This window comes from Sciscionella marina DSM 45152, assembly GCF_000379465.1.
In the GTDB taxonomy this organism is placed as follows: domain Bacteria; phylum Actinomycetota; class Actinomycetes; order Mycobacteriales; family Pseudonocardiaceae; genus Sciscionella; species Sciscionella marina.
On the sequence record NZ_KB905414.1, the window covers coordinates 433,444 to 448,723 of the forward strand.

The following is a 15,280-nucleotide window of genomic DNA, read 5'->3' on the forward strand; positions in this document are numbered from 1 at the left end:
TCGGTTAATTTTACAACTCAGTTAATTTGCTAACCAAGACAGCCTTGGCTAGGCTGCGGTCATGGCCGAGCCAGGACTGCGGGAACGCAAGAAACGCCGCACCCGTGAGACGATCACCGAGGCGGCCTTCACCCTGTTTCAGGAATCGGGATTCGACAACGTCTCCGTCGTCGACATCGCCACCGCGGCCGAGGTGTCCAAACCCACCCTGTTCGCCTACTTCCCCACCAAAGAAGACCTCATCCTGCGCCGCTTCCTCGACGACGACAGCGGGCCCGCGATCATCGTCCGGAACCGCACGGCAGACACATCCGCGCTGCGGGCCCTACGACAGGACTTTCTCGAACGGCTCGCCCACCGGGACACCCTCACCGGCCTCGACGACAGCGCGCTCGCCATCACCTTCCACGAGCTGCTGTACTCCACGCCGACCCTGATGGCCCGGCTCACCGGTTACATGCTCGACCAAGAACGAAAACTCGCCGAAGAATTGTGCGCCACCGGTGGGGTGAGCGAGAAACTCACCGCGCGGATCCTGGCCGCACAGATCTTCGGTATCCAGCGCATCCTCTCCACGCACAACGCCGAGGAAATACGCTCCGGCCGCCGCGCCGAGGACATCCACCCCGCCGCGATCGCCCAGACCGAGGCCGCCTACGACAGGCTGGAACGCGGCTGTTTCGGTGACGCGGCCGGGTAGCCAGCGCTCAGGCTTTGCATTCCAGCAAAGAGAGAAAAGTTTCTGTAAACAAAACCTTGCGATCTCCAGATTTACAAGGACGACGATAGTCAATCCTATAAAGAAACTTATACGCGCATGCGCCACAGATCCGCTATTCACCAATACTGCACTCATCAAGACAACGCTCATGCGAATAGCATGTCGCATAATTACCCGAATTTCAATCTAGCCGAAATAAGCACAGATCCCAGTGGGTGCCACTATGCTAATGACGCCTCAGCGGTCGATATCATCATCCTCCAACAAGTCCATCGCCTCACTCCACAAGTCTCCCATCGCAGAATCATATCGCTCACACACCCTGGGATTCGTGGACATTATTCGCCAACCAAGGTCCACTTCGAGATTTAAAAGATGCACTTCAACAATTCCTTGCAGGATAGACGGCTTGCGCGCGTCAGCATGCTTGAAACATATGTTGAATATCGCTGAAAGTGTCTGGCGAAAAAGTCGAATGGTATCTCGCGCCACATTCAACACTCCATGCGGAGATGCCCCCGCATGGAAGATTCCCGAGCCAGCCTCGACAGTTCCCAAAAGGCCGTACGCATCCGCTCCATGTACGGAATGATGGGCGTCGTGGACGCGATCGATATATTCGTCGACACGCGCGAGCTTCTGAAGATGCTGCCACCCGGGCTTGGTCACGCCTAATCTTCTGGCAGTGATCCTGGCGGCCCATCCATAGAGTCCCGCGTACTCTGCACCAAACCGTCGAACCAGTCGACGTTTCATTACCTCCGGGCTTGGAAGGTTCGCCTCCCATTCGGTCCGACCGGTCTTGGCGCGCTCATTGGCCAGTATGATCCAACGGTGTTCCTTGTACCTGGTCGCAGTGAACCGGTCTCCCATCGCAATTACCCGTGCAACTACGAGGATCTCCGAAAGTGCCCGCCACCGCGATTTTGCCCCGTATGCATAACCGTGGTCCAGCAGTATCGCGATTTCACGCACTGTGGAAATCGCTCGAGTAGATAGTCCTGCAAAGACGTATCGAGCATGCTCTGGAACCGCTTTCCCCCAGGCCGATACTACGATGCGCGTCGCAGCATGACTGAGCATAGCTGCCTCGAATATTGGAAGACGACCAATATCGCGTCGTATCAACGCAGGAACGCCATCAAATTCTCGCAATGATAGCTCGCCGAGCTCGTGAAATCTTCCTTCAACGGAAAACAGTTCGTTATCGATGAGATCGGGGAGATTATCGGAACCACGCCACCTCCGGCCGATGTGGCTCGCAAACTTCGATAGCTCCTCAATGGCCTGGCTAGCAACCTCAGGAGGCCCTGAATCATTGGATTCCGACACAACCGCTCGATTCTACTACCAAGACTCTCATCGACAACCGTCATACATTGAACTTGAAATCCACGATGTCGCCGTCGGTCATGACGTAGTCCTTGCCCTCCATGCGGACCTTGCCCACGGATCGGGCGGCGTTCATGGATCCGGCTTCGATGAGGTCGTTGTAGGAGACGATCTCGGCCTTGATGAAGCCGCGTTCGAAGTCGGAGTGGATGACCCCGGCAGCCTGGGGCGCGGTGGCCCCCTGCGGAATGGTCCAGGCGCGCGATTCCTTGGGACCCGCGGTGAGGTAGGTCTGCAGCCCGAGGGTGTGGAATCCGGCGCGGGCGAGCTGGTCGAGGCCGCGTTCGCTCTGGCCGATGGATTCGAGCAGTTCCTGGGCGGATTCCTCGTCGAGTTCGATGAGTTCGGATTCGATCTTGGCGTCGAGGAACACGGCGTCGGCGGGCGCGACCTGTTCGGCGAGCTTGGCGACCCGGTCGGCGTCGGTGAGCACGGATTCGTCGGCGTTGAACACGTACAGGAACGGTTTGCTGGTGAGCAGGTTGAGCTCGCGCAGCGGTTCGAGGTCGAGCTCGTTGCGCGCGGCGGCGAGCGGGCGCCCGGAGTCGAGCACGGCGTGCGCGGCCTTGACCGCCTCGAGCTGGGCGCGCTTGTCTTTGTGGGTGCGCGCTTCCTTCTCCAGCCGGGGCAGTGCTTTGTCGACGGTCTGCAGGTCGGCGAGGATGAGCTCGGTGTGGATGACCTCGATGTCGCCGGTCTCGTCCACGCTGCCCTCGACGCGCACCACGTCCGGATCGTCGAACACCCGGACGACCTGGCAGATGGCGTTCGCCTCGCGGATGTTGGCCAGGAACTGGTTACCGAGGCCCTGGCCTTCCGAGGCGCCCGCGACGATGCCCGCGATGTCCACGAAGGACACGGTGGCCGGGACGACCTTGGCGCTGTCGAACATGCCTGCGAGCACGTCGAGCCGCTGGTCGGGCAGGTTGACCACGCCGACGTTGGGTTCGATCGTGGCGAACGGGTAGTTCGCCGCGAGGACGGTGTTCCTGGTCAGCGCGTTGAACAGGGTGGACTTGCCGACGTTGGGCAGGCCGACGATTCCGAGGGTGAGGCTCACGGCGAACCAGTGTAGATGTCGCCCCGATCGGTCCCGGCAGCCCGCCGGACGGCCGTGACCGATTTCCGCCAGCCGGGTGCCGTGGACGATGGCAGTATGCGGATATGACCACGGGTATGGCGGTGACCGGAACCGCCACGATGACAGGAATCTGGGCCCAGCCGGAGCGCGCCTATCGCATCGCGCAGGCGAAGGATTCGCGCTTCGACGGGTGGTTCATCGTGGCCGTCCGCACTACGGGCATCTACTGCAGGCCGTCCTGCCCGGCACGCACCCCGAACCGGGAGAACACGCAGTTCTTCCCGACGGCGGCGGCCGCGCAGAACGCCGGGTTCCGTGCGTGTCGCCGCTGCCTGCCCGATGCGCTCCCCGGCTCGCCCGAGTGGGATCTGCGCGCCGATCTCGCGGGCCGGGCGATGCGGCTGATCGCGGACGGGGTGATCGAACGCGAGGGGGTCGCGGGCCTGGCCTGCAGGCTCGGTTACTCGCAGCGGCACGTGACCAGGGTGCTCACCGAGGAACTCGGCGCGGGACCGCTCTCGCTGGCCAGGGCGCACCGGGCGCACGCGGCCCGGCTGCTCATCGAGACCACCGCGCTCTCCTTCTCGGACATCGCGTTCGCCTCGGGGTTCGCGAGCGTGCGCCAGTTCAACGACACGATCGGCACCGTGTACGCGGCCACCCCGTCTCGGTTGCGCTCCGCGCGGCATCGCCGGGTCGCCGACACCCAGGGCAGGCTCGCGGTCCGGTTGCCGGTGCGGGCGCCGATGGACTCGGCCGGGGTGCTCGGATTCCTCGCCACGCGCGCGATCCCCGGTGTGGAGGAACTCACCGAGGACGGGTACGCGCGAACCCTGCGGCTGCCGCACGGTCCGGCGGTGGTGCGGCTGCGTTTCGAGGACGGCACGGGTGGCCGGGCCGCCGTGCACTGTTCGTTCTCCCTCACCGATGTGCGCGATCTGGCCACCGCCGTGACCCGGGTGCGCAGGCTGCTCGACCTCGACGCCGACCCGGTCGCGGTGGACGAGGTGCTCGGTGCCGACCCGGCGCTCGCGGCTTCGGTGACCGCCAGCCCCGGGATCCGGGTGCCCGGTGCCGTGGACGCCGCGGAGATCATCGTGCGCGCGGTGCTCGGTCAGCAGGTCTCGGTCGCCGCCGCGCGCACCGCGCTCGGCCGGTTGTGCGCCGACCTCGGTGACCGGATCACCGAGCCGGACGGGACACTGCGCACCCTGTTCCCCACCGCCGAGGTGCTCGCCGAGCGGGGTGGCGAGGCGCTGCGCGGTCCCCGGCGGCGGGTCGAGACCGTGGTCGGGGCGATGCGCGCGCTCGCGGACGGCAGCCTCGAGGCTCATCTGGGCCGGGATCCCGCGGAACTGCGTGCGGATCTCGAAGCGCTGCCCGGTATCGGGCCGTGGACGGCGGGCTATGTGGTGCTGCGCTTGCTCGGCGCCCCCGATGTGCTGCTCACCGGAGACCTCGCACTGCGCAAGGGCGCCGAGGCGCTCGGTCTCCCGGACACCGCGAACGGTCTGCTCCGGCACGCGAACCGGTGGCGGCCCTGGGGTTCCTACGCGGGCATGCACCTGTGGCGGGCCGCGCACCTGGCGAGCACCGAACGCGCCCCGGCCCGAAGCGCCTGATCCCCTTGGACCCGAAATCTGACCGGAGCACTCTCATGATCACGACAACAATGAGCACAACATTGTCCACCACGACCGCCAGTTCGTCCACTGTGGACACTCCGATCGGCCCGTTCACCGCGCTGGTCGCGGCGGACGGCGCGGTACTCGGGTCCGGGTGGACAGCGGATACCGACGAACTGATTCCGCAGATCGCGCCCTCACTGCGCCCCGCCGAGGTGCGCGGGCTGCGCGATCTCGGCCCGGTTACCGAGGCCGTGCACGCCTATCACCGCGGCGAGCTCGCGGCGATCGACGGGATTCCGGTGCGCCAGCGCAGCGGGCCGTTCCTCGAACACGCCTGGGAGGTACTGCGCGGAGTGACACCGGGGGAACCGATCACCTACACCCGGTTCGCGGAACTGTCCGGGCGCCCGGATGCGGTGCGGGCGGCGGCCGCGGCCTGCGCCGCGAACGCGGCCGCGCTGTTCGTCCCGTGTCACCGGGTGCGGCGGATCGGCGGGGCGCTCGGCGGGTTCCGCTGGGGTCTGGACGTGAAGCGGTGGCTCATCGGGCATGAATCACTCCGCCCAGGGTGCGGCTGACGGTCCTCTGCCGTCGCGAGCGGGAGCCGGATCGACGGTGCCACCGCGGGGCACCCACACCCGATCAGCAAGGCGGACGACGACCTCGCAACGGCGCTGCGAGGTCGAAAGCCCAGCGGGAGGACAACGCCGCGAAGCGCCGATATGCCACGCGGAGGTACTTCGCCGACGTCTCGCGAAGATACTTCGCCAATGTCTTGCGAAGGTACTTCGCCAATGTTGCAGCGCAGCAGGCAATGGGACCGTCAGTCGTGCCCTAGCCGGATCGTAGTTCGAGGGTGGATCCGCCGCGGGATTTGCGGACCCGCAGCTGGGTCGGCACCCGCTGCCGCAGTTCGTCCACATGCGACACCAGCCCGACGATGCGCCCGCCCGCGCGCAGTTCGTCCAGGATGCTCATCACGTCCTCGAGCGAGTCGGCGTCGAGCGTGCCGAATCCCTCGTCCACGAACAGGGTGTCCAGCTGTGCTCCACCGGTCTCGGCGGCGACCACATCGGCGAGGCCGAGTGCGAGGGCGAGGGAGGCCATGAAGGACTCGCCACCGGAAAGGGTCTTGGCGGGACGCACCTGTCCGGAGTAGTCGTCGAGCACGTCGAGCCCGAGGCCGCCCCGGGTCCCGCGGGCACCGGCTGCCTCGCTGTGCACGAATCCGTACCTGCCCTGGCTCATCGTGCGCAGCCTGCTGCTGGCCGCGATGGCGACCTCTTGCAGCCGGGCCGCGAGCACGAAGGCGCGCAGCGACATCCGCTTGGCGTTCTGGCCACGCCCGTTGACCACATCGGTCAGCGCGTCCAGTTCCGCGAAGCGCTCGCGCATCGGTTCGGTGTTCCGCCAGTGTTCGCGCAGCCGGGTGGCGAGCGCTTCGGTCTCGTCGCCCTGCCGGACGGCGCTGCGCAGCGCGCCGACGGCGTGTTCGAGGGCGGCGCCGGCCTCGGCGAGCGCGGAATCCGCTTCGGTGGTTTCGCCTGACTCCGCGGGATCGATGCCCGCATTTTCCTCGTCGTCGAGCACCGAACGGGCGCGCAGCCTTGCCCGTTCGGCCTCGGCGAGGTGTTCCTCCAGCGCGGCGATCTCCGCATCGGTGCGCGCGGCGGCGAGGGCCTGTTCGGCGGAACCGAATCCGGCCTCCTGCACCGCGGCATCGACCGCGGCGGACCGCTCCTGTTCCGCGGCACGGCGCACATCCAGTTCGGCGCGGGCCTGCGCGAGCGCGTCGATGGCATTGGCCAGGGCGAGCAGGTGGTCCCGGTGCGCGCCGACGTCCTCGAAGTCCCCGCGCGCCTGTTCGAGCACATCGGCCCGCTGCGCGACCCGGCCGCGCGCCCCTGCCTGCTCGGACTCGCCCGCGGCCGATTCGGTGCGCACCGCGGTGAGTTGTTCGTGCAGTTCGGTCTGCGCGCGTTCTTCCTTGTGCAGGTGTTCGGTGCGTTCCCCGGCCGCGGCGGCCTCGGTGGTGAGTTTGGCGTGCCGCTGCTGAAGCTCCGCGAGGCGTTCGGCGAGTTCCTCCTCGCCCGCCCCGTCCAGCCGTTCCAGCACCGCCTGCACGGCGCGGGTGTGTTCCTGCACCTGCCGCGCGGCCTCGTCCCGGCGCGCCGCGGTCTCCTGCTCCGCGGTCGCCGCGGCGGATTCCTCGTCGTCCCCGACCACGCCGAGGGTCAGCGGGGCAGGTTTCGGATGTTCCTTCGAACCGCAGACGCTGCACGGCTTGCCGCGTTTGAGCTCTCCGGCGAGTTCGGCCGCCATGCTGTCCAGCCGGCTCGCCCGCAGGTCGAGCACCCGTTCCCGGGCGCGCTGGTGCGCGTCGACCGCGCTGCGCTGTTCCTGCTCGGCCGACCGCAGCTGGTCACGCAGCGCGGGAAGCCTGCGGGCGGCGGCGAGCCGTTCGGTGAACGCGTCCCGCTGTTCGGTCGCCGAGGGCAGCAGGGCCGCGCTGCGGTTGGCGTCCTCCACGAGCGCCCGGCTCTGCTCGATCGCGGCGGGCAGGCTCGCGAGCTCGGCGTCGAGTTTCGTCTTGCGTTCGGCGAGTTCGGTGAGGCGATCGGTGAGTTCGGTGATGGCGCGGATATCGGTTTTCTGCGCCTCGGCCTGCTCGACCAGCGCGCTCAGTTCGCCGCCGCGCTGACGGTAGTCCCCGGCGAGCGCGCGCAGGTCCGCGCTGGGCTGTTCGCTCAGCTCGGCCCGCCGGGCGGTAGGCAGTGCGTCCCGGGCCGCGTCGACCGCGGTGTGCGCAACCTCGCTGCGCCGTTGCGCTTCGGCGAGCTGCTGGCGGGCCGCGAGTACCGGGACCACCTTGCGCCCCTGGGCGAGCTCGGTGGCCTTGGCCGCGCGAACGGGCTCGGCCGCGTCGAGCTCGGCCAGCTCGGCCGTGGCCTTACGCACCCGATGCACCCGTTGTGCCCGGGTGCGTGCCGCTTCGGCGGCCGCGCTCGCCTTGGCGGCCGCCTCGCGAGCGGTGCGTTCCTCCTCGGTGCTCGCCTGCACCGCGGCCTTCCGCTCGTGCAGCAGCTGCCCGAGCCATTCCTCGCCGACGCCCTCTTCGGGCGGTTCGATGCCGACGACCTGGGCGATCCGCGCGACCAGCTCATCGCCCTTGGCCTGTTCCGCCTGCAGTTTTCCGCGTTCGCGGGCGCGCAGCTCGGCGAACCAGCGCTCCACCTCGGCGAAGCGCTGGGTGCCGAACAACTGCTCGAGCAGGTGCTCGCGTTCGGCCGTCTCGGCGCGCAGGAACCGCGCGAACTCCCCCTGCGGCAGCAGCACGACCTGGAAGAACTGCTCGGCGCTCATCCCGAGCAGCCGCTGCATCGTCCTGCCGATCTCGTCCAGCCTGGTGAGCGCGGCACGGTCGGCGTCGTCCAGCCAGACCAGGCTGCCCTTCGCGGGCTGCTTGGTCGTGCCGTCACCACGTTTCTTCGGCCGGTCGTACTCCGGGCTCCTGCTGATCTGCAGCCGCTGGCCCTGCACGGTCAGTTCGAGGCGCACCTCGGTCGGCGTGTCCGGGGAGGAAAGGTCACAGCGCAACCGTTTCACCTCGCCCCGCGCCCCGGGAACGGCACCGAAGATGGCGTAGGCGATCGCGTCGAGCAACGAGGTCTTCCCCGCGCCGGTGTCACCGTGCAGCAGGAACAGGCCGTCCGCGCCGAGGGTGTCGAAATCGACCGTCTCGTGTCCCGAATAGGGGCCGAATGCGGAGACTTCGAGCCGGTGCAGCCGCATCAGACCTCCCGTTCTCCGGCGCCGACCGAGGTGAATGCGCGGCCGACCAGTTCCCGTTCGGCCCCGGTGAGCTCCGCGCCGCGGCAGTGCGCCACGAAGGAGTCCGCGACCTCGAGGTCGTCCCGGCCGGTCACGGCCTTGGTGTAGTCGCCTGCGCGCTGCCGTTCGTCCTGCGCCGGGGTCCATTCGAGGCGCACGGCGTACGGGAACCGCTCGCGGAGCCTGCGCATCCCGTCGACGGGGCGGACCCGGTCGGTGAGCGTCGCGGAGAGGTAGTGCTCATGCAGGCCGTCCAGCTCCGGATCCGCGAGCAACTCGTCGAGTTCCCCGGTGACCGTGGCCAGCGGCCGTGGCACCGGCAGCGGCTGCCGTTCCACGCCGGTCAGTCCCGAGGCACCGAACTCCGCGATGAGTACGGATTTCTTGTGGTTCTCCTCGGAGAACGAATAGGCGAGCGGGCTGCCCGAGTACTGCAGGTGTTCGGCGAGCCGCTGCGGGCCGTGCAGGTGTCCGAGCGCCGCATAGTCCACGCCGTCGAACACCGATCCCGGTACCTGCTCGATACCGCCCTGGACCAGTTTGCGCTCCGAATCCGAAGCGGCCCCGCCGGTCACGAAGGCGTGCGCGAGCACGACGGAACGGGTCCCCGGCCGGGATTCCAGGTCCGCGCGCACCCGGCGCATCGCCTCGGCGAGCACGGCGGTGTGCGTGCGCTCCTCGATCTCGAACACCCGCCGGGCGATATCCGGCTCCAGGTAGGGGATGCCGTAGAACGCGATCTCGCCGTGCTCGTCGGGAAGCAGGATCGGCGTGTCCAGCGAACCGATCTCGGTGCGCAGGTGCAGGCCGCCCGCCTCGGCGAACTGGGCGAACACCCCGATACGTGCGGCCGAATCGTGATTGCCCGCGGTCACGATGATCCGTGCACCGGCCTCCCCGATCGCGGTGAGCGCCCTGCCACAGACCGCGACCGCCTCGGCCGAGGGAACCGCGCGGTCGTAGAGATCACCCGCCACGAGTACGACATCGATCTCGCGCTCCGCGACGAGGTCCGCGATCCCGCGCAGCACCGACTCCTGGTCGGCCAGCAGGTCCTGGCCGTGGAAGGTCCTGCCGATATGCCAGTCGGAGGTGTGCAGTACGCGCATACAGCCAAGGTAGGCCCGCCCGCCGACAATTTCCGCCACCACCCCTGGCGTGTCACTCGAATGTGTGTTCGAATAGGTGTCCCGCGATGCGATCCTGCTGATTGCCTGCCTTTCGCCGGTGATCGGCATCGCCGTGCTGGGGTACGCGCTGTGGAACGCCGACGGGAACGCGAAGTCGGTCGGCAGCGTGTGACTGCTGATCGGGGCCGGGACCGGTGTCACCACGATGCTCCGGAAACACCGTGCCCGGCCGCAGCGGCTGACCACCGTCATTTCCCGGTGACCAGCTCGCGCAGGATCTCGGCCAGCGCGGCGACCGTCGGCCGGTTCTGCGCCGCGGCACGCACGATCACGACGATGTGCCGTTCGAACTGCTCGGTGAGTGCGAGGACGCGGAATCGGGAAGGGCGCAGTCGGAGCATGAGATCGGTGACCGGAGTCGTTCCGAACCCGGCCTCGACCAGTGCCAGCGACGCGGCGGTATCGGTGACCTGATGGCGCACATCGGGTTCGATGCCTGCGCGGCGGCAGACGGCGAGGATCGCCTGTCCGTAGTGGGTATCCAGGTCGGGCAGGATCCAGCCGAGCTCGCCGGTGTGTGCGAGGCTGATCTCGCGCACGCCGGTCAGGGTGTGTTCGGGGACCGCGAGACCGAATCGTTCGGTCAGCAGCCGGAGTTGCCGCAACGCGGGATCGTGCGAGATCGGCATGTCCGGGTAGTCCAGCCCGAGCGCGAGATCCACCGCGCCGGTGGCCACGGCGTCGTGCACGTCATCGACGACCATCTCCCGGCTCTGCACGGTCAGTTCCGGGTGTTCGGTACTTGCTCTGGTCAGGGCGAGCGGCAGGATTTCGGCCGCCGCGGTGGCGAACAGTCCGACGTTCAGGGTCCCGGACACGGTGCGATTGGTGCGCTCCAGCGCGGCAACGGCGTCCGCCCCGATATCGAGTATCCGTTCGGCGTGCGCGGCGAGGACGAGACCGGCCTCGGTGAGCTCGACCCGGCGGCCGACGCGACGCAACAGCGGCGTTCCCGCGGCCCGTTCGAGGGTATTGAGTTGTTGGGACACCCCGCCCGGCGTGTAGCCGAGTGCCTCGGCCACCGCGGTCACCGTTCCCCTCCGGGTCATCTCGACCAGCGACCGCAGCTGTGCGCTCGTCCAGTCCATCTACTGATCCTAAATGATTTGAGGGAAAAACTGTGAATAGACCTCAATGGTTTCAGCGTCGACCATGAGAGAAATCCGCGCGACGACTACCGGAAGGACCGCATTCGATGCCCCGGACTCCCCTGCCTCGGCGCGCATCCGTTGTCATCATCGGCGGCGGCGTGATCGGCACCAGCATCGCGTTCCATCTCGCCGAAGCCGGGGGCACCGATGTGCTCTTGCTCGAGCGCGGCGAACTCGGGACCGGTTCCACCTGCCGCGCGGCGGGAGGGGTGCGCGCCCAGTTCTCCGATGAGCTCAACATCGCGCTCGGCGCCCGGAGCCTGGAAGCGTTCACCCGGTTCGCGCAGCGTCCCGGTCAGGAGATCGACCTGCATCAGGTCGGTTATCTGTTCCTGCTCACCACGCGAGCGCAGGTAGCCGCCTTCGAACGGGATGTGCAGCTGCAGAACGAGCTCGGGGTCACCAGCCGCATGATCGAGGTCGACGAGGCCGAACGGCTTTCCCCGTTGATCGACACCGACGGCGTGCTCGCCGCCGCGTACTCGCCCGAGGACGGGCACTGCACCCCGGAATCGGTGGTGCTCGGCTACGCCTCCGGAGCCCGCCGCCACGGTGCCGTCCTGCGCACCGGTACCTCCGTGCTGGACATCGAACGCCGGGGCGACCGGGTGACCGGGCTGGTGACCGATCAGGGCACGGTCGAAGCGGACACGGTGATCTGCGCGGCGGGCGCGTGGTCGGCCGGAATCGGCGAACTGGCCGGGGTGGAGTTGCCGGTGCAGCCGGTGCGGCGGCAGGTGATGTTCACCGAGCCGATGCCGGATCTGGCGCCGGTGGTGCCGTTCACCGTGGATTTCGCGACCTCGTTCTATTTCCATCGGGAAGGTAGTGGCTTGTTGCTCGGGATGTCCGATCCGGAACAGGAGCCGGGATTCCACCTCGATTACAGCGAGGAGTGGCTGCCCCGCCTCGGCGAGGCCATCGGCACCCGGGCGCCCGCGCTGCTGGATGTCGGGCTCACCCCCGGATGGGCGGGACTCTACGAGGTCACCCCGGATCACAACGCGCTGATCGGCCGGGCCGCGGAACCGTCGAATTTCCTGTATGCCACGGGTTTTTCCGGTCACGGCTTCCTGTTGGGACCGGCCGTCGGTGAGGTGGTACGGGACCTCTGCCTGGACCAGGATCCGTTCGTGGACATCGGTCCGCTCGATGTCCGGCGCTTCGCCGACGGCGCGGCGATCCGCCCGGAAACCCACATCGTATGACACGGTCGTCGAGAGGAAGGATGCCGGTGCACACACTTGCCCCAGGGCAGCTGCGCGCAGAGTTCGCACGAAGGCTCTCGGAGATACCTGTCCGGCGAGGGCATCAGGGACAGCTCCCGCGCAGCCACCGACTACGACCTGGACTGGCTTTCCGGCGCGATCGATCGCGACATTCAGGATCCGAGGCCCAGCAGAATACTTCGATCGCCGAGATCGCACGGGAGCTCGACCTGCCCGGAGACCTTGCACCACACGACAACCTCGACCCGAACACCTCAGCAGAAAGACTGTCCCTACTACCGATCAGGAGAAACGGATGAACATTCCCGCCAGCACCGAAACCCTTCGCCAGCGCGCCCATGCGGCACTGGCCGCGGTCGGCGCCACCGTGCCCGAAGGCACGGGTCTGACCGCGCGCAGCCCGATCACCGGGGACGCCCTGTTCGAACTGGGCGCCAGCACCGAACAGGGCACCGAGGCCACCATCGCGGCCGCCCAGAGCGCCTTCCACACCTGGCGCAGTACGCCCGCACCAGCCAGGGGCGAACTGGTCCGCCGGCTCGGGGATCTGCTGCGCGAACATAAAACCCAGCTCGCCGGGCTGATCACCATCGAAGCGGGCAAGATCGAGTCCGAAGCGCTCGGCGAAGTGCAGGAAATGATCGACATCTGCGATTTCGCCGTGGGACTGTCCCGCCAGCTCTACGGCCGCACCATCGCCTCCGAACGCCCCGGACACCGGCTGGCCGAGACCTGGCATCCACTCGGCGTGGTCGGGGTGATCTCCGCGTTCAATTTCCCGGCCGCCGTCTGGTCCTGGAACACTGCCGTCGCCCTGGTGTGCGGCGACACCGTGGTGTGGAAACCCTCGGAGGCCACCCCACTGATCTCGATCGCGGCCGCTCACCTGCTCGACCGGGCGGCCAAGGAAACCGGTGCACCTCGCGAGGTGCACCGGCTGCTGCTCGGCGACCGGGCCGTCGGCGAACAGCTCGTCGACGACCCACGGGTGGCACTGGTCAGCGCGACCGGCTCCACCCGGATGGGTCGCGAGGTCGGTCCGCGGGTTGCCGCCCGTTTCGGGCGCAGCCTGCTGGAACTGGGCGGTAACAACGCCTCGATCGTAGCGCCGTCCGCCGATCTCGACCTGGCACTGCAGGGCATCGTGTTCGCCGCCGCGGGCACCGCGGGACAACGCTGCACCACACTGCGGCGGCTGATCGTGCATCGCGATATCGCCGAGGAACTCACCGAACGACTCGTGGCCGCCTACCGCAAACTCCCGATCGGCGACCCGTTCGCCGAGGACACCCTCGTCGGTCCGCTCATCTCCACCACCGCGGCCGAAACCATGCGCAACGCCCTGCAGCAGGCCGAAGCCGAAGGCGGGGAGATCCTGGCCGGGGGTGGTTCGCGGCTGGTCGAGCAGGCACCGGGCGCCGCCTATGTGGAACCGGCCGTCGTGCGCATGCCCGCGCAGACCAAGGTGGTGCGGGAGGAGACTTTCGCCCCGATCCTCTACGTGCTCACCTACGATTCCTTCGACGAGGCCATCGCCCTGCACAACGCGGTACCCCAGGGGCTGTCCTCCTCGGTGTTCACCCGCGATCAGGGCGAGGCAGAGCGGTTTCTGGCCGCCGAGGGTTCGGACTGCGGGATCGCGAACGTCAACATCGGCACCTCCGGCGCGGAAATCGGCGGCGCCTTCGGTGGGGAGAAGGAAACCGGTGGTGGCCGGGAGTCCGGTTCGGACGCGTGGCGCGCCTACATGCGCCGGTCCACCAACACCGTGAACTATTCCACTCAACTGACGCTCGCGCAGAACGTCAGCTTCCTGTAGTCCTGCCGAGGAGAACGCCACCGTGGCTGCGGCAGCCGCGGTGGCGTTCTCCTCGCCGTTTCCGGTTCACCCTGGCAGGCGCCCCTTGCTGCGCATCGCCGCACGCACCCGTTGCTCGGCAAGCCGACGTCCGGCTTGGTGTGGTGTCCCTCCGGCGCGGGCCGTTTCCTCGAGGACGGTGCCCGTATTGGCGCGCAGCGTCTCCGAGATGGTCGCGAACACCTGGTCGGTATCGGCACGGAAACCGGAGTAGCGGGCATCCATGGCGAACGCGGCGGCGATCACCCCGCCCGCGTTGGCGACGAAGTCCGGCACCACCGTGACACCCCGCCCGGCGAGTACCGCCTGGGCTTGCGCCGAGGTCGGGAGATTCGCGCCCTCCACGACCAGCTTCGGTTTGATCATCTGCGCGGTCGCCTCGTCGATGACATCCTGCACGGCGGCGGGAACCAGCACATCGCAGTCGACGAAGAGCTCCGTTCCGGTGGCCAGGGAATTGCCCATCCGGGACACGAAGGCATCGCCGTACTCGTCATGGGCTTGGCCCAGCGCCGCGACATCGAGCCCGGCGGGATCGTGCACGGCACCGCGTACGGTGGACACGGCGACGATGGTGGCGCCGAGTTCGGTGAACCGCTCCGCAGCCGCCCTGCCGACGGCTCCGTACCCCTGAATGGCGACCCGCGCACCGGAAAGCGGCAAGCCGATCAGCGCGGCACCGGCATCGGCGGCCTCGGCCACCCCGAAACCGGTCAGGCCCAGCCGGTCATAGGCGACCCCGCCCAGATGCGCCGGAGTGCCGACGGCCGCACCACGGTCACCGAGTTCGTCCTGAATGATCGCGGCGTCGTCCTCGGTCAGGCCCATGTCCAGACCGAACACGTACTCGCGTGGCACCTCGTTGTGCAGCGCCCGCGCGAACGCACGCAGCACGGCTTCCTTGTCCGGCGCGGTGGGATCCGCGGCGATACCGGCCTTCGCCCCGCCGTAGAACAGGTCCACCGCGGCCCATTTCCAGGTCATGTTCCGCGCCAGCCGGGCCACCTCGGTAGCGGTGACCGTCGGCGCCATCCGGGTACCGCCCTTGCCGATGCCGCGGGCGGTGTTGTCGATGACCAGCACCCCGCGCATTCCGGTGCGACGATCCGAGACCACCACGATTTTCTCCGGCCCCCAATCATCGATGAGGCCGAGCGTGTCGTTCATGCAGATTCCCACACCAACACCATGCCGGTGCG

General features: G+C 67.9%; 11 protein-coding genes. 5 read left to right on the forward strand and 6 right to left on the reverse strand.

The features are described 5' to 3' along the window. Positions 1-61: 61 nt before the first annotated feature. Positions 62-700: a TetR/AcrR family transcriptional regulator gene (locus tag A37U_RS0131910; protein ID WP_020500750.1), complete on the forward strand. Its 639-nt coding sequence runs from the start codon at positions 62-64 to the stop codon at positions 698-700. Between the two features lie 258 nt (positions 701-958). Here A37U_RS0131910 and A37U_RS52085 read toward each other — a convergent pair whose 3' ends face one another. Beyond that, entirely contained in the window at positions 959-2,053 is a 1,095-nt protein-coding gene (locus A37U_RS52085; protein ID WP_157183138.1) for a DUF5677 domain-containing protein, read from the reverse strand. Positions 2,054-2,093: 40 nt separating this feature from the next. Further along, positions 2,094-3,173, reverse strand: a complete 1,080-nt coding sequence (gene ychF, locus A37U_RS0131920; protein WP_020500752.1) for a redox-regulated ATPase YchF — start codon at positions 3,171-3,173, stop codon at positions 2,094-2,096. Between the two features lie 104 nt (positions 3,174-3,277). On the opposite strand from ychF, the gene A37U_RS0131925 reads away from it, so the two are divergent. Then, positions 3,278-4,816: a DNA-3-methyladenine glycosylase 2 gene (locus A37U_RS0131925; RefSeq protein ID WP_020500753.1), complete on the forward strand. Its 1,539-nt coding sequence runs from the start codon at positions 3,278-3,280 to the stop codon at positions 4,814-4,816. A 35-nt stretch (positions 4,817-4,851) separates the two neighbouring features. Beyond that, complete coding sequence (locus tag A37U_RS0131930; RefSeq protein WP_240437735.1) at positions 4,852-5,400, forward strand: methylated-DNA--[protein]-cysteine S-methyltransferase; 549 nt, start codon at positions 4,852-4,854, stop codon at positions 5,398-5,400. 256 nt (positions 5,401-5,656) lie between these two features. On the opposite strand, the gene A37U_RS0131935 is transcribed toward A37U_RS0131930, so the two are convergent. The 3 genes from A37U_RS0131935 to A37U_RS0131950 all read right to left on the reverse strand — a co-directional run bounded on the left by A37U_RS0131935 (position 5,657) and on the right by A37U_RS0131950 (position 10,931). Beyond that, positions 5,657-8,614 (reverse strand): AAA family ATPase, encoded by a 2,958-nt coding sequence (locus A37U_RS0131935; RefSeq protein ID WP_020500755.1) that lies wholly within the window; start codon positions 8,612-8,614, stop codon positions 5,657-5,659. Beyond that, complete coding sequence (locus A37U_RS0131940) at positions 8,614-9,762, reverse strand: exonuclease SbcCD subunit D (RefSeq protein ID WP_026197819.1); 1,149 nt, start codon at positions 9,760-9,762, stop codon at positions 8,614-8,616. Before A37U_RS0131940 ends, A37U_RS0131935 begins: the two co-directional genes overlap by 1 nt. Before the next feature lie 269 nt (positions 9,763-10,031). Beyond that, entirely contained in the window at positions 10,032-10,931 is a 900-nt protein-coding gene (locus A37U_RS0131950) for a LysR family transcriptional regulator (RefSeq protein ID WP_020500757.1), read from the reverse strand. 107 nt (positions 10,932-11,038) lie between these two features. On the opposite strand from A37U_RS0131950, the gene A37U_RS0131955 reads away from it, so the two are divergent. Beyond that, positions 11,039-12,202 carry an NAD(P)/FAD-dependent oxidoreductase gene (locus A37U_RS0131955; protein ID WP_020500758.1) on the forward strand — a complete coding sequence of 388 codons (1,164 nt, stop codon included), beginning with the start codon at positions 11,039-11,041 and terminating at the stop codon, positions 12,200-12,202. A gap of 316 nt (positions 12,203-12,518) precedes the next feature. Next, positions 12,519-14,042: an L-piperidine-6-carboxylate dehydrogenase gene (gene amaB, locus A37U_RS0131960; protein WP_020500759.1), complete on the forward strand. Its 1,524-nt coding sequence runs from the start codon at positions 12,519-12,521 to the stop codon at positions 14,040-14,042. A 66-nt stretch (positions 14,043-14,108) separates the two neighbouring features. On the opposite strand, the gene A37U_RS0131965 is transcribed toward amaB, so the two are convergent. Beyond that, a complete protein-coding gene (locus tag A37U_RS0131965; RefSeq protein ID WP_020500760.1) occupies positions 14,109-15,248 on the reverse strand; it encodes a Glu/Leu/Phe/Val family dehydrogenase in 1,140 nt (379 codons plus the stop codon). Positions 15,249-15,280 lie beyond the last annotated feature (32 nt).